The organism is Azospirillum sp. VT-I1 (assembly GCF_055698305.1).
In genome coordinates, this window is record NZ_CP168803.1 from 734,980 (window position 1) to 760,888 (window position 25,909).

The following is a 25,909-nucleotide window of genomic DNA, read 5'->3' on the forward strand; positions in this document are numbered from 1 at the left end:
TTCAGGCCGCCGATTGGTCCTGCAACGCCTGTTCGCCGCCGTCAACCGGCCTGCCCGCCGGCCGTTCCGCCAGGATGGCGGCGATGGCGTCGCGCAGGTCGTCCGGGGTCACCGGCTTGTGCAGGAGGCGGCAGCCGGTCGCCACGGCGTCTCGGATGCGCTCCGGCGCGGTGTCGCCGGTGAGGATCAGGCCCGGCACGGCACGGCCCAGCCTTTCGCCGACCTTCGTCACCGTCTGCACGCCGGTGAGCCGGCCGGGAAGCCGGAAGTCGCTGACGATCATGTCGGGGTTCGGCATATCGGGCTCCCCCGACGCGAACAAGGCGAGCGCCGCCTCGCCGTCGACCGCCTCGATCACGCGATGCCCCCAGCTTTCCAGCAGCAGGCGCACGGCGTCGCGCTGGACCGGGTCGTCCTCCACCACCAGGATCAGCCGCTCGCCGGTCTCGGCCGGGGACGAATCCTGCACCGGAGGCTGCATCTGAAGTCGCTCGGTCCCCACCACCGGCACATTGACGGCGAACACGGAGCCCCGGCCGGGAAGCGACCGCACCTCGACCGCATGGCCCAGCAGCGCCGCCTTGCGCCGCACCTTGGCAAGGCCGAGGCCGAGCCCCTGCCGGCGGTCGCGCTCGGGATTGCCGAGCTGGACGAAGTCCTCGAAGATGTTGTCGAGCTGCTCGGCCGGGATGCCGGCGCCGGTGTCCCACACCTCGATGCGCAGCCAGCGGCCGCGGTGCCGGCAGCCGATGGTGACCCGCCCGGCGTCGGTGAAGCGGATGGCGTTGCGCACCAGATCGCCCAGCATGCGGGTCAGCAGCGTCCGGTCGGTGCGGATCACCATGTGCGCCGGCATGGCGCGCAGGACCAGCCCCTTTTCCGCCGCCATCCCGCGGAACTCGGCGACCAGATCCTCCAGCACGGCGGACACCGGCACGTCGGCCAGCTGCGGCCGCACCACGCCGGCATCCAGCGTCGCCACCTCCAGCAGGGCGTGCAGCAGCTTCTCCCCGGCATCCAGTGCTTCGCCCATCTTCTCGGCGATGCTCCGGTCACGCGGATCGGCCAGACGTTCCATCAGGATGTGATGAAACAGCCGTAACGCCTGGAAAGGCTGGCGCAAATCATGGTTCGCGGCCGACAGGAAGCGGCCCTTGGCCTGGTTCGCCCGCTCCTTCTCCTCCAGCGCCCGGCTCAGCTTCAGATTGGCGGAACTGAGGGCGGCCGTGCGCTCCTCCACCCGCTGTTCGAGCTGCGCGTTCGCCTGCTCCAGCTGGACGTTGGCCTGGGTCAGCGCATGGCGGGCGGCGGCCTCGCGCCGCAGGCTGGCCACCCCCAGCAGCGACAGCCCGGCAAGCGCCGCGACGCCGGCGACGATCACCGCCAGTCCGCGCTCCATCCGGGTGTACCACGGGGCCAGCACCGCCGAGCGCGGGATCGCCACCGCCGACAGAACGGGCAGGCGCGTCATCCGCTTCAGGGCGAGGACCGACCCTTCGCCATCGACCGTCCACTCCGCCTCCACCCGCTCCGCCCCCGGTTCCAGCCGCGGCAGGTTGCCGAGCGACGCGGCGCCATCGCCGGCCAGCTGCACGCCGTCGGGGCGGTACAGGCCGGCGCTGCGTTGCGAGTCGTCGGCAAAGGCGTTCAGCACCGGGGTGAGGGACGATACGGGCACCGCCACCAACAGCGCGCCGTCGAAGCCGCCCGTAGCATCGTGGATGCGGCGGGCGAGGATGATGGAGGGCTGGCCGGCCATGTGGCCGGCGGCCGGCTGGATCGCGTGCTCCTCCTCCGGCGGCAGGGGACGCACCAGCAGGGACAGGCCGTCGCCGGTCTCGGGCTCCGCGAAGGCGACGGAGGGGCCGAACCGCACCGACCCGTCGGCGGCGATCAGGGTCATGCGGCCGAATCGCTCCACCGCCATCGCTTCCGCAAGGCTGCGCTCGGCCCAGGCGGCGATGCCGCGGCCATCCAGGCGGCTGGCGACGCGCTCCAGAAGATTGATGCTCGGCTCCAGCACACCGCGCGCATGGCTGTCGAACAAAACCGCAGCCCGCCGCAGGTCCTGTTCGGACCGTTCCAGCGTATCCCGGTAATCCAGACCCGTGATGGCGCCCCAGGATGCGGTTCCCAGCAGGGCCAGCGTCATGCAAAGGACAGCGACCAGCGCACGGGGAGACGCGGCGATCCGGCTGAAGAGGCTGAAGGAGCGCCGCCGGCTGTCGGCAGAGCCGTCGGACGATGAGATGCGGAGGTCGGACATGCGACGCGATGACCCGGCCCGGTCAGGCCGGCGCGGGAAGGGCCGGCGGGACCTGCCGGTGCTCCGTCCACGGCGACGGCTTCGGGTGCGTTGGGATCATCAGGGAGCGGTCCTCGGCAATGGTTTGGGCGGCAATGGTGTGGGCAAGCTGCGGTGTGGGCAGGCTGCGATCCGTCTGGCCTGCACAATCAAAGGTTCAGATCAAAAACCGCTCCCGCAAGGTAAAGCCTCCGCTCTTCCGAATGTTCGAGCGCCCGATCAGTCAAGCATCATCCGTTGGGCGAAGTCTTTCGGAACAACAGCTTAGCCCTACAGGACAAGGGAACAATATCACACGAAGAAATGTAGTGCGATCCACCTTGGCGACTATGACCATCATCATAACAGCCCCACCCCTTGGGTGAGTGCACGGCCAAGCTTACCCTAATCTTTTGAACAGTTCTGAAACCACTCAATGGGGGTGGACGAAATGCAAGCGGCCGCACGCGCTGGGAAGCGCGGCGGCCGTCGGCAGGTGCAGGCACTGTCGGGAAAGGGAAAAGCCGGGTGACGGATGGACGGCTCGATGAAGGCGCTTCAGGGCGGCGGGGCGCTGGTGGCCGTTTCGCCGCGCACGATCAGGATCAGTCCGTCGTCGGCCGCCTCAAGCTCCTTCCCGGCGTCGCGGGGGATCGGAACCTTCTGGCGGCGGCAGAACAGCAGAAGCAGCGCCAGCGTCTTGCTGGGCGTGAAGACAACCTCCCGCGACCGGGAGGCGCCGCTCTGCTGGATTTGCACGGACAAGCCGCCGTCGGGCTTGGGCGCCACGGCAGTGACGACGCCCAGCGGCAGGTCCGTCTGGTTGGGGGCCTTCTGGTACCAGGCGATGGCTTTCTTCAGGGCGGAATTTGTGAAGAAAAGTTCACGGGTCTCGACGATCATTCCATCCCTGACCAAACACTCAGGCCCGGCCGCCCTCCAGTCCCGGATTCAGCCGGAACGTGATCGCGCGCCCCAGTTTGGATTCCCGCAGAAGGATCTGCTTGGTTTCCAGCAGCTTGATGGCCCGGTTCACATTGGGCCGCTGCATGCCCAGCGCATCAGCCAGCTCGGACTGGAGCACCGGAACGGAGCGATCGAAATGGAGCCTGCGGCTCAGATAGGTGAACACACGAAGCGCCTCCAGAGTGATCTCGCGGTCGGTCGACACAGCTCTGGAGATGACGTCATGATGATGCAGCATCGTGGCCTCGGTACGCAAGGTTGTCAGGTTGCTGGTGCGATAATCGGAAAGCGTGGGCGCACCCTGCAGGCCCGCCGCACGGTGCGAGGGGTGCTGCGATCCGGCATCCGGTTCCGCCATCGTCCCTTTCCTTCCGCTGGGGCCGGCCGGGCCGGCAATTTCAACGATGGTGACCGTACCGCACGATTATTGTCCGCGTATGTCGCCATGATTTCGCGGCTGACATAATTGGTGTCTCTGGAAGCAATCATGAAATCGGATTGAAACCGGCCACGCTCCGGCCATATCGCTGCGACGATCCGTCGCGGGAACCCGTGGGTTGCGGACCCGTTTCAAACCGGATGCGCGCCGAAGCAAGGGAGACCCGCCATGCACCGACTGATCCTGCTGCGCCATGGCCAGAGCGTCTGGAATGCCGAAGATCGCTTCACCGGATGGACCGACGTCGGGCTGACCAACCGCGGCATCGCCGAGACCCGTCAGGCGGCGGACCTGCTGAAGGCAGCCGGCATCGACGTGGATGTCGCCTTCACCTCGGTGCTGAGCCGCGCCATCGAGACGCTGCATCTCGTGCTGCGCGACATGGACCGACTGTGGCTGCCCGTGCACAAGCATTGGCGCCTGAACGAACGGCATTACGGCGCGTTGCAGGGATTGAACAAGGCGGAGACGGCGGAACGCCACGGGGCGGAGCAGGTGTTCCAGTGGCGGCGCAGCTGGGACATCCCGCCGCCGCCGGTCGAGCCGGACGACCCCCGTTCCGCCGTCACCGACCGCCGCTATGCCGGGATCGCCCGGTCGAACCTGCCGCGCGGCGAAAGCCTAAAGGACACCACCGCCCGCGTCGTCCCCTTCTGGACCGAGGCGATCAGCCCGGCGCTGCGGCTGGGCGCCCGCGTCCTGATATCGGCGCACGGCAACAGCCTGCGCGGGCTGGTCAAGCATCTGGACAATGTCGCCGACCACGACATCCCGCTGTTCGAGATCCCCACCAGCCGCCCCCTGGTCTATGAGCTGGGCGCCGACCTGACGCCGCTGCGCCGCTATTTCCTGGGCGAGAACGGAGCGGTGGAGGAGATCAGCTGGCCCAACCGCGAAGGGGCCGGCGGGAGCAGCAGCGCGGCGGCTTGAGCCTCCCTCTCCCCCCGGGGAGAGGGTCGGGGTGAGGGGGAGACACTGCGTGGGTTCTTGATGGAGGGCCGCCGCGCGTCCCCTCACCCTAACCCTCTCCCCGGGGGGAGAGGGGACTCCGCTTCGCCGCCTGGGACCGCCGCGGCCAACGCGGGGAGCATCCCGGCCGCCCTCCTTCACCGGATGGTGGAAGTGGTGCTGGTAGCCCGGGGCCTTCTCGCCGTTGCCGCGCTCCGGCCCGCCGCGACGGCCGCCGCGGCGTTCCTCGACGCGGCTGCTGTAGCAGTTGTCGCAGACGCGGAAGCGGTGGTTGGCCTTCAGCCGCGTGCCGCAGACCGGACAGGCGCGGGCGAGCGAGCGCTCGGCGAGCGTCCGCTCGATGAAGGCGTTCAGGTGCGCCCGCCGCTCCTGGCACAGATCCATCTCGGGATAGGCGTCGGGGAAGCGGTAGGCCAGCCACGCGTAGGCCGTCAGTTCCTTCACCGCCCGCTCGGCCTTCTCCAGTTCCACATCCGTGCCGACATGGTGGCGGAACCGCTCGGCCGCGTCGGGGGCGGCGTTGGGGATGCCCTTGCCCTGGTTGATCGCCCAGCCGCCCAGCAGGCGCAGGTTGTTCTGGTCGCGGGTGTCGATCGGGCAGCGGGCCAGCATGTCGCGGACGGCCAGCGGCAGCTTGGCGCGGTCCACCGCCGATGCCGCCTGGATGCGCTGCTCCAGGTCGGTCATGCGGAAGGTCTGGTTGGCGCGCAGCAGCTCCTGACCCGCGGTGCGCAGCACCTTGGCGAGGCTGTCGGTGTCCAGCTCCTGCGCGATGGCCTCGACATGGCTGAGGTTGGGCGAAATCCACGAGCGCGGGTCTTCCGGCGGCACCGGCGGCGAGGTCAGTGCCCGGCGCACCGGGTTGATGTTCTCGCCGTCCAGAACGGCGACGCGGCCTTCCTCATGCATGCCGAAGCGGCCGGCACGCCCGCCGATCTGGCGGATCTCCGACGCGGTCAGCTCGCGCTCCTCCCGCCCGTCATATTTGCGGGTGGTGGACAGCACGACGCGGGCGACCGGCAGGTTCAGACCCATGCCGATGGCGTCGGTCGCCACCAGCACGTCGGCGGTGCCCTCGCGGAAGCGGCGCGCCTCGGCCCGGCGGACCTCCGGCGACAGGGCGCCGTAGATCACCGCGACATTGTGGTTGCGGCCCAGCAGGTCGTGGCGCAGAGCCATGACGTCCTTGCGCGAGAAGGCGATCAGCGCATCGCCGGACTTCACCTCCGTCAGCTTGACCCGCTCCTCCTGGACGCGCAGCGGCGACTTGCGTGTGAACTCGATGACCTCCAGCTCCTCACCCATCGCGTCGGCCAGACGCTTGACGTAGGGGATGGCGTCGGCGGAACCGGTCATCAGGATTTCCGGTGCCGCGACGCCGGCCACCGCCTGGGTCCAGGCCCAGCCGCGGTCGGGGTCGCCGATCATCTGGATCTCGTCGATGACGCAGGCGCCCCACACCTTGCTGGTGTTCACCATCTCGATGGTGGAGGAAGTGAAGGCCGCCCCCGGCCGCACGTCGCGCTCCTCGCCGGTGACGAGGCTGCAGGGCCGGCCGCGCGTCTCCAGCGCCTCCTGCCCTTCCAGCGCCAGCAGGCGCAGGGGGGCGAGATAGCAGCCGCTCTCCGCCTCGGCCAGCCGGTCCATCGCCGCGTGGGTCTTGCCCGAATTGGTCGGGCCGACGAACAGCCGCAGCTTGCGGATCATCGCGCGGGCGGTGGTGAAGCTGTCCAGATAGACGCCCATGCCGGAGGCGTTCTCCAGCCTCTCCCGCCGCACCTTCAGGCCGGCGCGGGATGCTGCGGTGGAGAAGGCCTCCTCCATCGCGTCGAGCAGGGTCTGCAGGCGCGGGATGCGGCCGCCGAAGCCGACGACGCGGCCCAGCTCGTCGGCGAAGCCCTTCGGCCGCCAGGACTCGCCGAAGCCCGCTGCCCGCTGTTCCATCGACGCGAACCATCCGTCGACGCGGTCCTTCGCCTTGGCGATGGCGGGAGCGGACAGGCAGGCGCCCTTGACCCGCTTGCCCAGCGCCTTGGCCTGCGGACGGCCGAACCCCTCGTCGGTGGTCAGCAGGCCCCACAGGTCGGCCTCGATATCCGGCAGGGGGCCGAGCGCCACCTTGAAGCGCAGCTTCAGCTTCCGGTCGGTGCCGGGGATCTGGACGATGTGGTTGACCGCGACCGACCAGCGCGCCGGGGTGCTGTCCGCATCCACCTCGATCCCGTCGCCGCGCACAACGGCGGCCACCGCGCGCAGGGCGTCGCGGCGGTCGAATTCATCGGCGGTGCCGGGGGTGCGGCCCGGGCGGGTGTTGTCGGAAGTGTCGTCGGTCATGATCGTCTTTTCTTGGAATTGCCCCGGTCATGCAAGCGCCTTGGCCGGTCGCATCGGCCGGGCGGCCAGTCCGGACGGGCCGATATGGCTTGCCCTCAGACAACAGCCATAGGGCCCCGGGGTCTCTCTTTATGGCCGGGGTCTCACTTTATGGGTCTGACCGGTCGATTCGGCAAGCCGAATCCCCCGATGGGAGCAAGCCCGGGCTAATTCGAATCCGTCGCCGTTTCGCCGATCTCGCCCGTGCGAAAAGGGGGAGCACCGGCCACATAGAGCCACGCAGGTTTGGTGGTCCGCCCCCAACGGGTTAGCCGCCGCCGCCCGGCGGACGGATCAGGCCGCATCGGCCGCCGAACCTGTCGAAAACGGCCAACGCCTTGCTCTGATTAATTTTTTGGGAGATGCGCATGCCGAACCCTCGTGAGGTCCTGGAACTGATCGAGCGCATGCGGTGCATTTCGAACGACGGCGAGCGCCGGGCCCTGGTCGATCGGCTGGGCGCGGTGGACCGTCCGACGGTGCTGTCCTTCCTGAACGCGCACGGGCTGAACGTCTGCATGGGGTCGGACGAGGCGCTGGCCGCCTTCGGCGCCTCGGACGTCCTGCTGCGCGACGGGATCGGGCTGCAGGCGGTCCTGCCCGTGCTGGGCATGCCGGCCGGCCTGAACATGAACGGCACCGATTTCATCCCGCTGCTGCTGAAATCGCTGTCCGCCCGCAGCGTCGCCATCTACGGCACCGCCACCCCGTGGCTGGACCGCGCCCGCCTCGTGCTGGAGGGGGCGACGCCGCACCGCTACGCCGACCTGCAGCACGGCTTCCACCCGGTGGAGCATTACATCGCCCAGGCGCGGGAAACCCGCCCCGACGTGATCCTGCTCGCCATGGGCATGCCCAAGCAGGAGCAGGTCGCGGCGGAGCTGAAGCGCGCGCTCGACCACCCGGTGCTGATCGTCAACGGCGGCGCCATCGTCGATTTCCTGGCCGGCCGCTTCAAGCGCGCCCCGGAGGCGGTCCAGCGCTCCGGCCTGGAATGGGCCTTCCGGCTGGCGCAGGAGCCGCGCCGCCTGTTCCGCCGCTATTGCATCGGTGCCTTCGGCTTCGGCTGGAGCACCCTTCGCCTTCGTCGTGCCGCATCCCTCCGCACCCGCGAAACGGGCGCCGCAGCGCCCGCATCCACCCGGATCCCTCCGTCACCGATCCGGCGGTCGCCCATCCAGAAGGAGCTTTGAGACGTGGAAAACCTTCCCCAGATCAATAACGGTGGCCACGGGGGCCCGCCGGCTCCGGCATGGCCCACGCAGGTCGGCCACCACATGCCGCGCGAGTTCGACGGCCCCGCTCCGGCCATGGGCCCCGACTTCCGCTTCATCCTGCGGGTGCTGGCGGCGCACAAGACGCTGATCGTCGTCATCGTGCTGGCGCTGACGGCGCTGTCGGCCTTCGCCGTCTCGCTGATGAAGGACAAATACACCTCCGAAGCCCTTCTGCTGGTCGACAACCGTCAGGTCCGCGTCGTCCGGGCGGAAGACCAGGCGCTGAACGCCATCACGCCGGAGGACGGCGCGATCCTCAGCGAGATCGAAATCCTGAAATCCACCGCCGTGCTGAGCCAGGCCGTCGCCGACCTGAAGCTGGCGTCGAACATGGAGTTCAATCCGCCGGTCCAGGCCGACGAGACGAAGCCCTTCGTCGAACGCGCCACCGCCTGGACGCGCGAGCAGGCCCATGCCGTGTTCGGTCCCGAGCTGCCGGGCGTCGTCCAGGCGGTGCTGGCCCACGGCGACGACATGACCAAGGACACCCAGCTGCGCGAGACCCGCGCCGCCGACAGCATCGACGGCGTCCTGGACCGCGTCCGCCGCAACCTTGAAGTCGCCGTGGTCGGCCGGTCGCGCGTGATCCAGGTCCGCTACACCGCCCGCGATCCGGAGATAGCCCAGAAGGTGGTGGACACGGTTGTCCGCCGCTACATGGAAACCCGCCAGCAGATGGACCGCGACCTGTCCACCAGCGCCGTCGCCTGGCTGGAAGACCGCATCGCCACCCTGCGCAAGGAAGTGGCCGAGGCCGACACCAAGGTCGACGCCGTCCGCTTCAAGGCCGGTCTGGTCAAGAACGGCAACAACGGCCTGATGGCCACCACCGAGCTGGAACAGGCCCGCCTGCGCCTTGCCGAGGCCACGGCGCTCCGCGCCCGCGCCGTCGCCCAGGCCCAGACCCTGGAACGCAGCGCCGGCAACGGCGGCAGCCTCGCCTCCCCGGTCGTGGCGCAGCTGCGCGCCACCGTCGCCTCGATCTCGACCGAGCTGGCCCAGCTGTCGCGCCAGTATGGTCCGAAGCACCCGCGCATCCAGGAACTGCAGGCCCGCCTGAACGAGGCCAACTCCTCGCTGCAGCAGGAGGTCCGCCACGAGATCGCCGGCGTCCGCGAGGCGGCCAACGTCGCCATCGAGCAGGAAAACGCCCTGAAGGGCATGATCGCCAAGCTCGAATCCGGCTACCAGACCATGGCTGAGGAAGCCGTGCCGCTGCGCACGCTGGAGGCCGAGGCCCAGGCCAAGCGCCAGCTGCTGGACAGCCTGCTCGGCCGTCTGGAAGAGGTGCAGGCCCAGCAGGACAACCGTGCCTTCCCGACCGCCGTCAAGCTGGTGTCGGCGCCGCAGGTCCCGCATGAGCCGTCGGGTCCGTTCCGCATGCTCCTGCTGCTGGCCGGCTTCGTCGCCTCGCTCGCGGTTGCCATCTTCATCGTCTTCGGCATCGAGCTGTTCCAGCGCCGCATCCGCACCCCGGACGCCGTCCGCCGCATCCTGGGCGTGGGCACGGTCCACATCGTTCCGCACCACTCCACCCGCGGCACCCGCGGCCGGCTGGACCAGATCTTCCAGAACCATCCCTTCTCGCTGTTCTCGGAATCGATGCGCGCCCTGTTCCGCAACCACCTGTCGGATCTGGGTCCGGTCGGCTCCATCGCCGTCACCTCGGCCCGCCCGCAGGACGGCAAGACCTCGATGAGCCTCGCCGTCGCCCAGGTCGCAGCGCAAGCCGGCCGCCGGGTGGTGGTGGTCGACACCGACTTCCGCCGCTCGCGCATCGACGGCCTGTTCAACCTGTCGGCCAAGAAGGGCCTGTCGGACTGGATCGCCGGCACCGCCACGCTCGACGAGATCGTGCACAGCAGCGACGAGGCGCCCTATGCCATGATCCCGGCCGGTCGCCTGATGCCGGAGACGCTGGACCGCTTCAACGTCGATGGCCTGATCCACCTGATGGCCGGCCTGTCCCCGCACTTCGACCTGGTGGTGTTCGACACCGCCCCGGCGCTGGCCGTGTCGGATGCCCGCATCGTCTGCGGCGCCGCCTCCAAGGTGCTGTTCGTCAGCCGCTGGGGCCACACTACGGCCAGCGACCTGCAGGCGGTCGCCGACCTGGGTCCGATCGACCACAGCAAGTTCGTCGCGGTGATGACCGACGTGAACCTGAAGAAGGCGGCGTCGCGCGGCTACCAGGGTCCCTACAACAGCTACATGGCGACCCGGAAATACTACGGCGACACCACCCTGCGGACCGCCCCGTAAGCGGCCCGAGCACCGGGCGACCTGAAGCTCCTTCGACCCCGAGGCCCTTTTCCTCCGGACGCTGCGGCGCCCGGAGGGAGGGGCCTCTTCATGACCGGCTACCGCGACCAGAGGAGAAGCCCCTCCCCATGATCACGCTTCCCAAGCCCGGCCTTCCCAAATGGCGCCCCTCCCGGCGCGAGCTGCTGTGGACCGCCGCCGCCGGCGCCGTGCTGGCCAGCTGCCGCGGCGCCACGGGACCGGCACCGGCCGAAGCCGCCGCCTCCCAAGCCGCCGGGGCTGCGGAGCCTGCGGTGACTCTGCGCGACGCCTGCCGGGCGCTGGGCATCCGCCATGGCGCGGCGCGCGACCACTACATCGACCCGGAAGACCCGATGCTGGACCGGCTGATGGCGCGGGAATGCGACGTCGTCACCCCGGAGAATGGCGGCAAATGGGGCGTCTTCCAGCACACCGAAGGCAATTACGACTGGCGCCGCTTCGACGCGGCGGTGGAGCTGGCGCGCTCCATCGGCGCAACGCCGAACTGGCACACGATCATCTGGCAGCATATGGGCATGCCGCCCTACATGAAGCTTCCGGTAGCCCGGCAGGCGGAGCTGGGCATTTCGGAAAGCGCCTATTTCTCGCCCGAAGGCACGCTGAGCGAGGAGAATGTCTGGCCCCGCTTCACCGGCGTGGTGGAGGCGGTCCGCCAGCGCTACGGCGACATCTTCTACCGCATCGACGTCGCCAACGAGGTCTTCTTCTGGGAGACGGTGGAGAGCCACCCGCGCCAGCAGGACCGCTACGGCTTCCGCCGCGGCATGTGGTGGGTGGCGGCCGGCGGCGCGGAGAAGGGGCCGGAATGGCTCGACCCCTTCTTCCACCATGTGCACAAGGCCTTCCCCAAGGCGAAGCTGGTGCTGAACGAGTTCGGCATCGAGATCGACGAGGGGTGGCAGCAGCGCAAGCGCGCCTATCTGCTGGACTGGCTGACCGGGGCGGTGAAGCGCGGCGTGCCGATTCACGGCATCGGGCTGCAGAGCCACCTGATCGGCGGCAAGCCCTATGACAGCGCCGGCATGCGCAAGTTCCTGCGGGCGGTCGACCGGCTGGGGCTGTCGGTCCATCTGACGGAGATGGACGTGGATGAGACGCGCCTGCCGGGCTCCTGGTCGCGGGCCGAGAAGGACCGCAGCCTCGCCCTGCTGGCCCGCAACTATCTGGCCGACGTGCTGGACAATTCGCGGCTGGAGGAGCTGTGCTGGTGGCACCTGCGCTCCGACCTGAACTTCATCGCCAGGGAGCATGCGTGGTTGAAGCCCCACCCCTCCCCCTATGACACCAATTCCCGGCCGCTGCCCCTCTACGCGGCGGTGGTGGACACGCTGCAGGACAAGGCGCGGACCGGCAAGGCCCGGTCGGGCTGACGCGTCGCGGCCCGGACATTGCGCGGCGCACGTCGGGGGTAAGCCCTTGTCGGCCCGCACCCCCTCCGATAGGTCCGCGCCCCTGGCCCTTCGCTCACGCGCATCCGCCAGCGCTCCCGTTTAGAGTCCCTCAAAGCGTCCGGCACCCCCTGAATGGAGAGGTCGATCGTGCAGAACACAGCCGACACATTGCCGATGGATCACCTGCCCGCCGACCAAGCCGGCGGAGACGCCCTCGTCGAGCGCTACCGGCGGAAGTTCCACCTCTCGCCCTCCTATCCGCTGACGGCGGAGATGGTCCAGAGGCACTGGGACCTCGAACGGCGCCTTGCCCGCGAGCTGCTGGCGACCAAGCCGGAGGAGCGCTGGGATGCGTTCGAGCAGGCCTACACCACGCTCTACAGCAGCTGCCCCTGGCTGAACGAGGCGGAGACCGACGCCACCACCCGCGACGACGACCTGGACTTCCGCCACTTCCTGACCCTGCTGGGCGGGCCGCAGGATGTCTACGAGGTGGGCTCGGGCAAGGCTCGGCTGTTGCGCTATCTCGCCCGCCACGGCTACCGCTGCGTCGCGACCGAGGTGACGCGCGAGCGCGGCGCCAGCTGGATCGAGCAGGATTCCAACATCACCTGGAAGAACAGCGACGGCGTCCATCTGGCCCGCTTCGAGCCGGCCGACCGCTATGACAGCGTGATCTCCACCCATGTGGTCGAACACATGCACCCCGAGGACGTCGTCACCCACATGGCGAATGTCCGGACCATCCTGAAGCCGGGCGGAAAATACGTCCTGAGCATGCCGCACAAATACACCGGTCCGGCCGACCTGTCGGAGGTGTTCGGTTTGCACGAGCCGGTCTGCATGCATCTGCGCGAATACCGCTGGGACGAGACGGCGGCGATGCTGCGCGAGGCCGGCTTCGACCGCGTTGAGGCGGTCTATGTCGTGCCGATGGCGGTGCGCCGCCGGCTGAACCTGCATTTCGCCAGCCGCGCCTATTTCGGCTATGTGCGGCTGGTCGAGGCATTTTTGGGACGGCTGCCATTAACCCTTAATCGCAAGCTCGGAAGGGTTGGACAGCTCTTCATGTTCCGTCCCGAGGTGTTCGTGGTCGCCCACAAGCCCCGTTAACACCTAATCGCGCGCCTGGAAAAACAATAGCAATCAGGTATTTAGGGACACGATCTACCCCTTTGTTGCAGCGATGCATCGGCAAAGGGGTTTTTCGTGTCCCTTTCTTTTCACAGGAGACAGTGGCATTAGAGCCGCATTTCCCTAAAATTTGAAATAGCTCGTTAACCTTTTCCGGCCAGTCTGGGCTCCAGCGAAAACACGGAAAAGAAGGATTACTTCCAATGGCAACGAGCCCCGTCGATATGACCTTCGTCGTCAATGCCTCGGGTGTGGCTGCCGGAGGAGTCTGGCCGCACTTCAAGTTCCTCGTCGACGGCGTCTCCGTCGGCCAGGCGACGGTCAATTCCACCAGCGCCGGCAAGTACAGCTTCACCACCAAGGTGGCGCCCGACGCCGCGCACAAGGTTCAGGTCGTGTATGACAACGACTGGCTGTCGACCGACAAGGCCGGCATGTACCGCGACCTGATCGTCAAGTCGATTGAAGTCAACGGCAAGACCATCGCTTCCAACAGCTCGACGGTCTCCTACGTTGCCGACGGCCAGGGCACGCTGTCTGGCCGCGAAGTCCTGTCCTGGAGCGGCTCGCTCGACTTCAACATGTCCAAGGACGTGTTCGCCGGCGCCGCCGGGACCCCGACGACCCCCACCACCCCGACCACGCCCACCACCGGCGGCACGCCGATCGTCGTGAACGCCTACGGCAATGCGGCCGGCGGCGTGAACGCCCACTTCAAGGTCCTCGTCGACGGCAAGGTGATCGGCGAGGCCACCGCGGGCACTGCCGCGAAGGACTTCACCTTCAACGCCAACGTCAGCGCCGACGTGGCCCACAAGGTCCAGATCCAGTACGACAACGACGCCGTCGTCAACGGTGCCGACCGCAACCTGTACATCAACAAGATCACCATCGGCGGCCACGCCGTCGCCCCGACCGACAGCATCGTGTCGATCGACAAGGGTGCCCTGGACGGCAAGGACGTCGTCGCCGGCCAGAAGGCGATGTGGTGGAACGGCACGATGGAGGTGAAGGCCGACAAGTCCTGGTTCGGCGGCACCACCACGCCGACCCCGTCCAACCCGTCGCAGCCGAGCCTGTCGGTCAGCGACGTGTCGGTGGCCGAGCCCACCGGCAGCACCACCTCGGGCGGCATCCAGGGCTTCCTGAGCACCAAGGGCAACCAGATCGTCGACGAGGCCGGCAACACCGTTCGCCTCACCGGCATCAACTGGTTCGGCGGCGAGGGCTACAACTACGTGCCCGCCGGCCTGTGGGCCGACAGCTACCAGGGCCACCTGGAGAAGATGAAGTCGGTCGGCTTCAACACCATCCGCCTGACCATGTCGGACGAGATGTTCACCAGCTCGGCGGTGACCAACGGCATCGACTATTCGAAGAACCCGGACCTCGTCGGCCTGACCCGTCTGCAGGTCTATGACAAGGTCATCGACCATGCCGGCAAGCTCGGCATGAAGGTGATCCTCGACCATCACCGCAACGACGGCGGCGCCGGCACCAACGAGCACGGGCTGTGGTACACCAGCCGCTTCCCGGAATCGAAGGTCATCGAAAACTGGAAGATGCTGGCCAAGCATTATGCCGGCAATGAGACCGTCATCGGCGCCGACCTGCACAACGAGCCGAGCGTCACGGCCACCTGGGGCGGCAGCGCCGCCACCGACTGGGCCTCGGCCGCCGAGCGCATCGGCAACGCCATCCAGACCGTGAACAAGGACTGGCTGCTGTTCGTCGAAGGCACGGAGTGGAGCAGCACGCTGGCCGGCGCGCAGTCCCGCCCGATCGTGTTCGACACCCCCAACAAGCTCGTCTACTCGCCGCATGCCTACGGCCACAGCGTCGGCAACTTCAGCTGGCTGAACGACCCGGCCTATCCGAACAACCTGCCGGCCCAGTACGACAAGATGTGGGGCTACCTGTACAAGAACGACACCGCGCCGATCCTGCTCGGCGAATGGGGTGGCCTGTTCAACAGCTCGGCCGAACAGACCTGGGCCCGGACCATGGGCAAGTACCTGAACGGCGACTGGAACCTGGACGGCAAGAGCGACATCGCCGCCGGCGACAAGGGCATGAGCTGGACCTTCTGGGCCTGGACGCCGGAATCGGGTGACGTGGGCGGCATCCTGATGGACGACTACAAGACCATCAACCAGTCCAAGATCAACCTGATCAAGCCGGCCATGGAAGGCTCGATCTTCGATACCGCCGGCGGCACCAGCACCCCGAACACCGCCAACGCCACCTTCACGGTGAAGCTGTCGGCGGCCTCCAGCACCCCGGTCACGGTGGATTACGCCACGGTCGACGGCACGGCCAAGGCCGGTTCGGACTACACCGCCACCAGCGGCAAGCTGACCTTCGCCGCCGGCGAGACCACCAAGACCGTCACGGTCAAGGTGCTGAGCGACAGCGTGACGGAAGGCAACGAGACCTTCAGCCTGAAGATCTCCAACTCGACCGCCGCGACCATCGCCGACGCCACCGGCACCGGCACGATCACCTCGGCCGCCGCCAAGGCCGCCGCCGCGTCGCTCGACTCGGCCGACCTGCTGGCCCACTCGCTGACCACCGCGAGCAGCACCGCCGCCGACCTGCCGACCGCGTCGGTCGCCAGCATCGACAGCGCGGCCACCGACCTGTCGCATGCCGCCTACGACACCGGCTACAATGGCATGGAGTGGCACGACCCGATGGCGCACGCCGCCTAAGGATCGGTCAGTCCGGACATCGGACGTCACGGAAAAGGGCCGGCAGCCACGCTGCCGGCCCTTTTTCCGTTCCTGAAATCTGACGACGCTTCAGCCAGGAACCGGCGTGGCGGCGGCGGTCGCCGCCATGGCGGACGGGCCGCCGACCGGCGCCGGATGCGGGATGTCGGGGATGGTGACCTCGGCCACCGCCTTGCCGGGATTGCCGGCGACGACGGTGCGCCGCGGCATCGGCTTGGTGACGACGGAGGAGGCGGCGACGATGCACTCGTCGCCGATGGACACACCGATCACCACCGCATGCGGCCCGACCCAGACGCCGTCGCCCAGCGCCGGATAATGGGTGACCCGGCCGGTGGGAAGCAGGTCGTCCTTCTGGCCCAGCGTGACGCCGTGGAACAGGGTGACGTTGGCACCGATGCGGGCGTTGGCGTTCACCACCAGCCCCCAGCCGTGCAGGATGCGCAGGCCGGGCCCTACCTCGGTCTCCCACGGCAGGTCCATGGCGGCGGAATGCTGGGTCCAGCGGTGCAGCAGCCGGCAGGCGGCCAGCAGCGGCTTGCGCAGCGGCCCGCCCATCCGGTTCGCCGCCTGGCAGCTGCGCAGGGTGAAGGTCACCCGGAACATGCGGTTGCCGGCCAGCAGTTTCAGCACCGCCCCAAGGCCGGAGCCGCCGCCGTAGCGGACGGCATCCGCCGCGACGGTCTGCCGATAGGTGTAGCGGGGAGCGTCCTGCATCGCGGTGTGATCCTCCCGGTTTTCAAGGGTTGTCACGCCGTCTGCGGACGGCGGAGAAATCGGCCGGCCATGCGGAACAGCATCGCGCGGTCGGCCTTGCCGAAGCTCGGCCCGAACAGGACGACGATGGCGAACAGCATGGTCAGTCCGACCTTGGCGGCGGTATAGGTCGGGTTCACCTCGAACCCGAACAGGGCCAGCCCGGCCAGATAGGCGACGGCGCCGGGCGCCAGGATGCCCAGGATGCGCAGCACGCCGAGCGGCGGCTCCTTGGGGCTGAGGCGGCGGCACAGCACTTCGGTGGCGACGAGCATCACCAGTTCGCGACCCAGCACGCCGATTGCCCCGCCCATCAGGCCGAGCGGCCCCAGCGTTACCGCCATGATGAGCGTGCCGACCGCCAGCCCGCCCAGCGAGATCGCCGGCAGCACGCCGACCTTCTTGGTCTTCACCAGCCCGACCTCGGCATGCATGCGCACCCCGTGCACCACATAGGCCAGCACCAGCAGCGGCATGCAGGGCAGCACCGTGTCGTACTCGCTGGACGCGATCAACCACAGCACCTCCGGCGCGGTCAGCGCCATGCCCAGCGCCGCGGCGGACAGCAGGACGACGAACAGGTAGAAGACGAATTCCGACTGTTCCCGCCCGGCGGTGCTGTCCTGCGCCTCGATCCGGCTCACCGACCAGATCTGCAGGAAGGAGGCGGTCAGGAACATGTAGAGCATGGTGGCGAGCCGCAGGCCGAAGGACAGCACGCCGACCGCCGCCACGCCCATCAGCAAATTGACCAGATAGCGCATGGCGAACTGGTTGCCCATGTCCAGCATGGTCTGCGGCATGAAAGGCAGGCCAAGCACCGCCACCCGCTTCAGCAGCCCGAAGGAGAAACCGAGGCCGTTCGCCGCCAGGATCGCCACGGTCAGCCCGACGCCCAGCCCGACGAAGGTAATGGCGTTGGCAAGGAAGATGCCGGTGACGCCCAGGTCCATCCACAGCAGGAAGCTGAGGTTGAGGCCGATCAGCCCGACCGCCTTGCCGACGGAGATCAGCAGGCAGGTCCCCGACCGCTTGTGGACGCGGTAATAGGCGAGCGCCAATTCGAACACCGCGCTGAAGGCGATGCCGGCGAAGGCGAAGGCGATGATCGGTCCCTGGTCCCTGCTGCCGAACAGCAGCTCGCTGGCGCCCCAGCCGGCCGGCAGCGCCACCGCCAGCAGCGCCAGCGAGGCGGCCCACAGGCCGATCATCGTCGTGCTGACCACGCGGGACCGGCCGCGGTCGTCCGGATGTTCGAAATAGACGACGGTGAAGGCGTTGATCATTCCGATCATCAGCATAACGGCGACGATGTCGCCCACCACGCTGATCAGGGCATAGACGCCGAACTCCGCCGGTGACAGGACCTTGGCATAGAGCGGCAGCAGAAGCAGTCCCGCGGCGCGGTTGACCACATTCGCCACCATGAACATCCAGCCATGCTTGATGATTGTACCAGCTTCGAGAGCCATCCGGTTTCCTTCGCCCCCTGTTACCCACCGTCCCTTCCCGGCCCCGCCCCGGTCCCGCTCGGGATAGGGGGTGCGGCGTCCGGTGCATTACGCAGGCGCAAAATGGGAAAGGACCGGCCAAATCTCGGCGGCGGTCCGGAAAGCGTCAATTCGGCCTTGAAGCGACGGCGGCACTCTTCGGTGCTAGTCACCACGGCTTCGGCAAGTGGAACCGGCAGAGGAACCGGCCCTTCAGATTAGGCTTTCCGGTGGACTGGCACGCTGCCTCCTACGCCCTGCAACAGGCAAGGGTGCGTTCGCGCCACGCCTTCGCTCGGAATTGCCGGCCGGCCTCCTTCGGGAAAACCGGGAAGTCACCCCTCCCCGCAAGTTTGGCGATCGTCCCCTTCCGCGCCCCGCCGATCCGACCGGTCGGGGGAGGTTCCGGAGCATCGCTACCCACAATTCGCGGTGAGATCCGGTGTCGCCGGGGGTGCGACACCACCTTGCCCTTACCCCGAAACGCTATCCCGGCCGGGTGAAGCATCCAAAAGTATCCCCATTAATATTCGGGCGTCCGCACCCTTTGAAACTCCGGTGGTATCGCGGACGCGAAATCAACGTCCGTATGCACTGTTGCTGCCTGCGCCTCCTCATCCTAATTCGTCCTCAACGAACCGCGGATCGGCTGACAAAAATCATGAAAGAGCGATCTTTACACAAATGCACCGCTGCAGAATTCGCGGCGCAGCAAAGTAAAGACGGGCCGTTTCCCAAGAGACGCTGATGACGAGCGACCACCCGCACGAATGGCCGTGCGGTGGCTGGCATTCCCTTCAACCACGGGACCTGCGATGAGCAAACTGGACCCAGAAGCGGTCATCGATCTGACCTCGGCAAAGAAGGCGACGTTCCCGACGATCGCCCCCGGGCTGTTGCTGGCACTCTCCGATGGCCTCGTTCTCGCCCTGGTGGGTTGGACGCTCAACCACTTCCTCGGCACCGATCCGCTGACCGACCCGATAGAGGCCGCCGCGTGGCAGCGGTCGCTGGTGACCGGCCTGATGCTGGTGCCGCTGGTGAAGTCGGTGTTCGGCATCTACACCCTCGGCCGCTTCGACTACATGGAACGGACGCGGCGGACCTTCCAGGCGGCCTTCCTGTGCTGCGCCGTGCTGGCCGTGCCCTTCATCGTGATGGAAGGCTTCCGCTCCTTCTTCGTGGAGGCGCTGTCGATCGCGCTGCTCGGCTTCGCCGTCACCTATGTGGCCGACCTGCTGCTGATCCAGGGGCTGTTGTCCAGCGCGCTGGACTGGCGCACGCCGGTGATGATCGTCGGCGCCGGCCCGCAGGGTGCCGCCATCGCCGAGAAGCTGCAGCGCCTGCCGTGGCTCGGCATGCGTCCGGTCGGCTTCGTCGACGACGACGACAGCCTGTGGCAGACCCGCGTCGCCGGCCTGCCGGTGATGGGCCCGGTCGAGCTGCTGGCCAAGTCGCCCGCGGTCGCCGGCCAGGCCAGCGCCGCCATCGTCGCCGACATGGCACGCCACGGCAGCGACCTGACCGGCCTCGTGCGCACCCTGCCCTTCCGTCAGGTCTATTGCGTGCTGGGCGAGGGCAACGTCAGCGCCGTCGATGCGACCTATCACAACCTGCACGGCTCGCTGGCCCTGCGCGTCAGCGTCCGTCCGCCGACCGGCTACCTGCGCATCCGCCGCGCCATGGACATCGTCCTGTCGGCGATCCTGCTGGTCGCGGTGGCGCCGCTGATGCTGGGCCTCGCCGTCGCCATCAAGCTGGACAGCCCCGGCCCGGTGATGTTCCGCCAGAAGCGCTGGGCCGGCGGCAAGCAGACCTTCGACCTGCTGAAGTTCCGCTCCATGCATGTCGATGCGGAGGAGCAACTGCAGCACCTGCTGGCGAACGACCCGGTCGCCCGCGAAGAATACATGACCTACCACAAGCTGACGGTCGATCCGCGCATCACCCCGCTCGGCCGCTTCCTGCGCAAGACCTCGCTCGACGAGCTGCCGCAGCTGTGGAACATCCTGATGGGCGACATGAGCCTGATCGGCCCGCGCGCCTACATGCCCAAGGAACTGCCGGAGGTGGGTGACTCCGCCGCGGTGATCGGCACCGTCCGTCCGGGCCTGACCGGCTACTGGCAGGTATCCGGCCGCCACCGCACCACCTTCCAGGAGCGGGTCGCCATGGACGTCTTCTATGTCCGCAACTGCGGCCTGCTGTTCGACTTCTTCATCCTGTGCAAGACCGCGGTGATGGTGCTGAAGGGCGACGGTTCGTAACGCCGCCATCGTCTCGGACCGAATGCCAGCCGGACCCCCGCGCCGCCCGCGCGGGGGTCTTTTTTCGTCCAAGCCCTTGCCGTTCCGGAAAATGCTTAGGCTCCATTCCCTTTTTCGGGCGGTAAAGGGAGCGGGAAACGCGATTCCGGCTACCCCCTTCGGGCGCGGCCTCCTTCGGTCTAATGCCACCGCCCGGCTACGAGATGGGGGGTGTCAACCGCATCTTCAGTGCTGCAAAGCCGAACGCGGCACGGCAGCCTAAGGGAAAGCCGATGAAAATCCTCGATTTTCTGGAAAAAAGCATCGCCGTCATCGGCATCATCGCCTTCGGGGGCTCGGTGCTTCCGCTGATGCTGACCGGCGGCGACCCGCTGGCCGGCGACCTGGATTCCGCCGGAGTCACGATGTTCTACGGCGGCATCTATGTCCTGCTGCTTGGCGCCATCGCATTGAGGCCGGCGATCGCCTTCCAGATTCCCTTCGCCAGCCCGGCCCTGACGGCGATGATCGCCTTCGCCTTCCTGACCGCATTGTGGTCGCTGTTCCCGGACGTCACGCTGCGCCGCTCGATCGCCTTCCTGTTCACCACGGTGTTCGGCATCTGGCTCGGCCTGCGGTTCCGCTTTCCGGAGATCATGCGGCTGATCGTGGTGGGGTTGTCGGCGCTGATGTTCGTCTCCTACTTCATGATTTTCGCGATGCCGGAGATCGGGCTGGACAGCGCCCAGCATGTCGGCGCCTGGAAGGGCGTGTTCTTCCAGAAGAACGTGACCGGCCGCATGATGGTCTGGCTGATCCTCGCCCTGGTCTGGCTGGACTGGCAGAAGGAGCAGAGCCGCTGGGTCACCCGGCCGCTGATGCTGCTGGCGATGCTGCTGATCGTCATGAGCCGGTCGGGCACCGGCCTGATCACCTCCATCCTGGTGTCGGTGGCGCTGCTGTCCACCACCATGCTGCGCGGCAGCATCCGCAACTTCGCCCCCACCATGGCGCTGCTGCTGGCCCTGCTCGTCATCATGGTCACGGCCGGCGCCACCTTCTGGTACGACGTGCTCTACGCGCTCGGCCGCGACCCCACTTTGACCGGACGCACCGTCCTGTGGGAGCACATCGTCCATTCCGTCGGCGAGCGTCCGCTGCAGGGCTACGGCTATGCCGCTTACTGGTTCGGCTTCAACGGCCCCGGTTCCAGCTTCACCCGCGACTGGGGCATCACCTCGGCCCACAGCGGCTGGCTGGAGCTGACGCTCGACCTCGGGCTGGTCGGCGTGGCGCTGGTGCTGGCGCTGCTCTGCCGCCTGCTATTCCAGGGCTTCTTCGCCGCCCGCTACGGCAACAGCCGTGCCGAGGCCGCCTGGGCCTTTGCCGTCGGCTGCGCCCTGCTGGCGGTGTCGGTGTCTGAGAGCGTTTTCGCCGAGCGCCATTCCATGAACTGGGTGATCGCCACCATCGCCGTGGTCCGTCTGGTTCAGCAGAGCCGCTGGCAGCGGCTGCTGAACGACCGCGCCGCGGAACAGGCCCGTCTGCGCCGGCACGCCCCGGCCGGGATGAATTCCGCGGGCATGGGTCCGGCCTATGCCGGCCAGAGCCGCGGGCTCTAGCCGCCGCATCGGCCCTTCACCCCTCCGGCCTTCACAGGGCCACGTCACCAGCGACCTTTCCCATTTTGCTTCGACCGAAGGCAGACCCATGAGCCAGAAGAACGAGCCGGCAAGCTTCAACCGTCCGGCGGCCGGCAAGCGAAAGGCCGGCGAGCAGGCGGCGCCCAACGAACAGGTCACCGTCGTCATCCCCACGCGCAACCGACCGGACATGGTGATGCGGGCGGTGCGCAGCGCGCTCGACCAGACCTACCGCGACCTCGACGTGATCGTGGTGATCGACGGCCCCGATCCGGCCACCGCGTCCCATCTGGCGACGCTGGCCGATCCGCGGCTGACGGTGATGGAGCTGGAGACGAACCACGGTGCGGCGGAGGCCCGCAACATCGGTGTGCGCGCCGCCCGCGGCGACTGGATCGCCTTCCTCGACGACGACGACCACTGGATGCCGGAGAAGGTGGAATTGCAGATGGCGGGCCGGCCGGCCGACGTCCGCCTTCCCATCATCAGCTGCCGCTGTCAGGTGGTGACCGCCCGCGGCACCTTCGCCTGGCCGCGCCGGCTGGCGACGCCGGCCGACGCCATCGGCGACTACCTGTTCATCCGCCGCGGTCTGTTCAAGGGCGAGACCTTCGCCCCCACCACCACCCTGCTGGCGCCCAAGGCGCTGCTGCTGCGCAACCCGATCCCCAAGTCCCGCTTCGACGACTGGGAATGGCTGATCACCTGCGGCCGGATCGACGGCGTGGCGCTGATCCACATCCCCGACGTGATGGCCGTCCATTACACCGAGGAGAACAACCGGGTCACGCTGTCGACCTGCCACAACATCAACCATGCGCTGGAATGGGCGGAGGAGATGCGCAACCACCTCTCCCCGCGCGCCTATGCCAGCCTCCTCCTCCAGGCCACCGGCGGCGAGCATGCGGCCCGTACCGCCGGCACCCGCTGGCGGATCCTGAATTCTGCCTTGCGCGACGGGCAGCCGACGCCGATGGCGCTCGCCACCTTCACCATGCATTCGCTGATGCCCGTCGGACTGCGACGCCGGCTGCGCCAAGCCCTGTTCTCCGCGTCCGACGCCGCCTGAGCCTGAAACAAGGACCCTGACGCCCATGGACAGCATCAACGACAGCCGTGCCCCCACCCGCCAGCCGGAAACGGCAAAGCGCACCGTGGTCGTCTTCGCGACACCGGGTGCGCTCGACGGCGGCGGCGGCATAGGCCGCATGACGGGCTATGTGGTCGACCAGTTCGACAAGACGGGGACGACCCAATCGATCATCCTCGACACCCGCGGCACCGGGAGCGTTCTGCTGTCACCCTTCTATCTCGGCGTGACCCTGGCGCGGATGGCCTGGATCCTGGTCCGCCGCCGGGCGTCGGTCGTGCACATCAACGTGTCGGAGCGCGCCAGCTTCCTGCGCAAGGCGGCGGTGCAGGCGGTGGCGGGGGCGCTGTCCTGCCCGACCGTCGTCCACCTGCACGGCGCGTCCTTCGTCGAGTATTTCGAAGGCGGCCCCTTCGCCCGCGCGATCAGCCGCTGGCTGTTCAACCGCTGCGGCCGGGTCGTCGTGCTGGGCGACAACTGGCGGGACTATCTGGTCCATTCGGTCCGCACCGACCCCCGCAAGATCCGCGTGCTCTACAACGCCGTGCCCGATGTGGGCGCCGACATGGGTGCAGACAGGGGCCCGCGCAGGCCGCCGGAGCCGGGGGCTGTCCTGTCCCTTCTGGTTCTGGCCAACCTGTCGGAACGCAAGGGTATCGGCACCCTGCTGCGCGCCTGCGCCCTGCTGAAGGAGCGCGGCCAGCCCTTCCGGGTCACCATCGGCGGCGGTGGCGACGTGGACGGCTACCGCGCCATGGCCGCGGAGCTGGGGGTGGCGGAGGAATGCAGCTTCCTCGGCTGGATCGGCCGGGAGGAGGCTCACGCCCACATCCGCTCCCACGACATGCTGCTGCTGCCCTCGACCCACGAGGGGCTGCCGATGGTGATCCTGGAGGCGCTGTCCGCGCAGCTGCCCGTCATCACCACCCCGGTCGGCTCGATCCCGGAGGTTCTGACCGACGGCGAGACCGCGCGGATCATCCCGGTCAACGACGCCGCCGCCCTGGCCGGCGCGATCGTGGAGGTCGGTGGCGACTCGGCGCTCTACAGCCGCCTGGCAGAGCAGGGACGCCGCCTTTTCCTGAAGCAGTTCGTGATCGACGCCTACGCCAAGTCCCTGCTGGCCATCTACCAGGAGCTTGACCGCAGCGGAACCGAGCTGTCGGGGGAGCTTGGCAAGCTGGCCGGATCGGCCGCCGCAGCCTCCAAACGGCGGTGACGGCGACCCGGCGCCGGTTCGGTGATCGGGGTAGGAAACAATCAGGAAGCGTATAACCGGAATGGAGATTGTACATGCACAGGTTGGGTAACCATACCGGCAGGCCAACCCGTTCGGTCGCTCCACAGCGTGCGGGTGCGGCATCGCGTAAACTTGCACCTGCACGTCGCCCGGCCTCCGGCCGAGGCGCGTTCCAACCGGCGGCAGCCGATCGGCCGCACCACAGCGCGCAGTCCCCCGGCGTCTGACCGACGGGCGGAAGGGGCAGAGGCCGAAAACAATACAAGCCCGCCACAGCCGTCGAATGACGGGCGCCACACGGCAAAAGCCGGGGCGCGACAGAGCAAAGGCGGGCCGGGAAAGGATCAGGAGTGGACATGATTTACATCGTCTCCCCCGGCGGCACCCAGGAGAAAGGCGGAATGGGCCGTGTGGTCGACAACTTCACGACCGATCTGCGGCAGAATTGCCCGGACGTGAAGTTCGAGGTCGTCGACAGCTACGGTCCGGGCAAATTCCACCTGATGCCCCTCTACTTCGCACGGGCCACCGCCCGCCTCGCCGGCTGCTTCGTCGCCGGAAAAGCCGACCTCGTCCACATCCACATGGCGGAATACGGCAGCGTCCTGCGCAAGGGCATCCTGATCGCCATGGCCCGCGCCTTCGGCGTGCCGGTGGTGCTTCACCTGCACGGCGGGCGTTTCCCGAAACACTTCAAGGACTCCGGCCCGGTCATGCGCTGGGCGATCCGCCGCATGATGGCGATGACCAGCGAGATCGTCGTGCTGGGCGAGTTCTGGCGCGACTGGGTCGCCGAGGCCTTCGGGCCGGAAGCCCGCCAGCGCACCACCCTGCTGCACAACGCCGTGCCCGGCCCGGCGAAGCCCCCGTCCGCGACGACGCCGAAGACGGCTTCGCCGGTCCGGTGCGCCTGCTGTTCCTCGGCCGGCTGATCAAGCTGAAGGGCATCGACGTCCTGCTGAACGCACTCGCGTCCCCCACCTGCCGCGACCGCAACTGGCAGGTCACCATCGCCGGCGACGGCGACCTGGAGACCTACCGCAGCCTGGCGACGGAGCTGGGCATCGCCGACCGCGTGACCTTCACCGGCTGGCTGGATCAGGCCGGCTGCCGGCGCGAGCTGGCCAGCGCCCATGTGCTGGTCCAGCCGTCGATGTTCGAAGGGCTGCCGATGTCGGTGCTGGAGGCGATGGCCGAAGGACTGACCATCGTCGCCACCCCGGTCGGCAGCGTTCCCGACGCCATCGCCGACGGCGAGACCGGGCTGCTGGTTCCGCCGGGCGACGTCGCGGCGCTGGCCGATACGCTGGCCCGGGTGATCGACGACCGCACCCTGCGCCGCAATCTGGGCGCCGGCGCCCGCGCCCGCTGGGAACGCCAGTTCGACGTCGCGGTGTTCCGCGAACGGCTGCTGGAGATCTACCGCCGCAATTCACGCCGCAGCTTGAACACGGCCCCCGCCGTCCCGGCCGGCCCGGTGCCGGCCTCCGGACCGGCGGGCCATTCCAAGAGCACGACCGGCTGAAGCGACAAGACCAGACCGCCGCCCCCGGCCCGGAGACGGACCACCCGGCA

Annotated in this window: 17 protein-coding genes and 1 pseudogene; 12 read left to right on the top strand and 6 right to left on the bottom strand. The window is 68.1% G+C overall.

Annotated features, from left to right (window positions below; translation table 11 throughout):
- Nucleotide 1: 1 nt before the first annotated feature.
- From AB8P05_RS21850 to AB8P05_RS21860, 3 genes are all read right to left on the bottom strand, one after another.
- Entirely contained in the window at nt 2–2,266 is a 2,265-nt protein-coding gene (locus AB8P05_RS21850; RefSeq protein WP_472760337.1) for a hybrid sensor histidine kinase/response regulator, read from the bottom strand.
- Between the two features lie 576 nt (nt 2,267–2,842).
- The gene (locus tag AB8P05_RS21855) at nt 2,843–3,187 is read right to left on the bottom strand and encodes a hypothetical protein (protein ID WP_472760338.1); all 345 of its coding nucleotides are present in this window, start codon (nt 3,185–3,187) and stop codon (nt 2,843–2,845) included.
- Between the two features lie 19 nt (nt 3,188–3,206).
- On the bottom strand, nt 3,207–3,608 hold the full coding sequence (locus AB8P05_RS21860; protein ID WP_472760339.1) for a MarR family transcriptional regulator: 402 nt from the start codon (nt 3,606–3,608) through the stop codon (nt 3,207–3,209).
- Between the two features lie 249 nt (nt 3,609–3,857).
- On the opposite strand from AB8P05_RS21860, the gene gpmA reads away from it, so the two are divergent.
- Nucleotides 3,858–4,619, top strand: a complete 762-nt coding sequence (gene gpmA, locus AB8P05_RS21865; RefSeq protein ID WP_472760340.1) for a 2,3-diphosphoglycerate-dependent phosphoglycerate mutase — start codon at nt 3,858–3,860, stop codon at nt 4,617–4,619.
- Nucleotides 4,620–4,994: 375 nt separating this feature from the next.
- Here gpmA and AB8P05_RS21870 read toward each other — a convergent pair.
- A pseudogene (locus AB8P05_RS21870) lies at nt 4,995–6,992 on the bottom strand (helicase-related protein); the annotation flags it as partial.
- Nucleotides 6,993–7,399: 407 nt separating this feature from the next.
- On the opposite strand from AB8P05_RS21870, the gene AB8P05_RS21875 reads away from it, so the two are divergent.
- The 5 genes from AB8P05_RS21875 to AB8P05_RS21895 all read left to right on the top strand — a co-directional run bounded on the left by AB8P05_RS21875 (nt 7,400) and on the right by AB8P05_RS21895 (nt 15,848).
- A complete protein-coding gene (locus AB8P05_RS21875; protein ID WP_472760341.1) occupies nt 7,400–8,224 on the top strand; it encodes a WecB/TagA/CpsF family glycosyltransferase in 825 nt (274 codons plus the stop codon).
- An 84-nt stretch (nt 8,225–8,308) separates the two neighbouring features.
- Nucleotides 8,309–10,570, top strand: coding sequence for a GumC family protein (locus AB8P05_RS21880; RefSeq protein WP_472760342.1), 2,262 nt, complete (start codon nt 8,309–8,311; stop codon nt 10,568–10,570).
- Nucleotides 10,571–10,698: 128 nt separating this feature from the next.
- Entirely contained in the window at nt 10,699–11,982 is a 1,284-nt protein-coding gene (locus AB8P05_RS21885; RefSeq protein WP_472760343.1) for an endo-1,4-beta-xylanase, read from the top strand.
- Nucleotides 11,983–12,150: 168 nt separating this feature from the next.
- The gene (locus AB8P05_RS21890; protein WP_472760344.1) at nt 12,151–13,116 is read left to right on the top strand and encodes a class I SAM-dependent methyltransferase; all 966 of its coding nucleotides are present in this window, start codon (nt 12,151–12,153) and stop codon (nt 13,114–13,116) included.
- 224 nt (nt 13,117–13,340) lie between these two features.
- Nucleotides 13,341–15,848, top strand: coding sequence for a cellulase family glycosylhydrolase (locus tag AB8P05_RS21895; RefSeq protein WP_472760345.1), 2,508 nt, complete (start codon nt 13,341–13,343; stop codon nt 15,846–15,848).
- Between the two features lie 90 nt (nt 15,849–15,938).
- Here AB8P05_RS21895 and AB8P05_RS21900 read toward each other — a convergent pair whose 3' ends face one another.
- Together AB8P05_RS21900 and AB8P05_RS21905 are read right to left on the bottom strand one after the other, a co-directional pair.
- Nucleotides 15,939–16,586 carry a serine acetyltransferase gene (locus tag AB8P05_RS21900; protein ID WP_472760346.1) on the bottom strand — a complete coding sequence of 216 codons (648 nt, stop codon included), beginning with the start codon at nt 16,584–16,586 and terminating at the stop codon, nt 15,939–15,941.
- Between the two features lie 32 nt (nt 16,587–16,618).
- The gene (locus AB8P05_RS21905; protein ID WP_472760347.1) at nt 16,619–18,097 is read right to left on the bottom strand and encodes a lipopolysaccharide biosynthesis protein; all 1,479 of its coding nucleotides are present in this window, start codon (nt 18,095–18,097) and stop codon (nt 16,619–16,621) included.
- A gap of 833 nt (nt 18,098–18,930) precedes the next feature.
- Between AB8P05_RS21905 and AB8P05_RS21910 the strand changes: the two genes are divergently transcribed.
- The 6 genes from AB8P05_RS21910 (at nt 18,931) to AB8P05_RS21935 (ending at nt 25,859) form a co-directional block, all read left to right on the top strand.
- Nucleotides 18,931–20,382 carry an exopolysaccharide biosynthesis polyprenyl glycosylphosphotransferase gene (locus tag AB8P05_RS21910; protein ID WP_455174255.1) on the top strand — a complete coding sequence of 484 codons (1,452 nt, stop codon included), beginning with the start codon at nt 18,931–18,933 and terminating at the stop codon, nt 20,380–20,382.
- Between the two features lie 272 nt (nt 20,383–20,654).
- Entirely contained in the window at nt 20,655–21,983 is a 1,329-nt protein-coding gene (locus tag AB8P05_RS21915; RefSeq protein WP_472760348.1) for an O-antigen ligase family protein, read from the top strand.
- A gap of 88 nt (nt 21,984–22,071) precedes the next feature.
- On the top strand, nt 22,072–23,073 hold the full coding sequence (locus AB8P05_RS21920) for a glycosyltransferase family 2 protein (protein WP_472760349.1): 1,002 nt from the start codon (nt 22,072–22,074) through the stop codon (nt 23,071–23,073).
- A 25-nt stretch (nt 23,074–23,098) separates the two neighbouring features.
- The gene (locus tag AB8P05_RS21925) at nt 23,099–24,313 is read left to right on the top strand and encodes a glycosyltransferase family 4 protein (protein ID WP_472760350.1); all 1,215 of its coding nucleotides are present in this window, start codon (nt 23,099–23,101) and stop codon (nt 24,311–24,313) included.
- A gap of 377 nt (nt 24,314–24,690) precedes the next feature.
- A complete protein-coding gene (locus AB8P05_RS21930) occupies nt 24,691–25,266 on the top strand; it encodes a glycosyltransferase (RefSeq protein ID WP_472760689.1) in 576 nt (191 codons plus the stop codon).
- Entirely contained in the window at nt 25,239–25,859 is a 621-nt protein-coding gene (locus AB8P05_RS21935) for a glycosyltransferase (RefSeq protein ID WP_472760351.1), read from the top strand. The genes AB8P05_RS21930 and AB8P05_RS21935 overlap by 28 nt, the downstream gene beginning before the upstream one ends.
- Nucleotides 25,860–25,909: the final 50 nt, after the last annotated feature.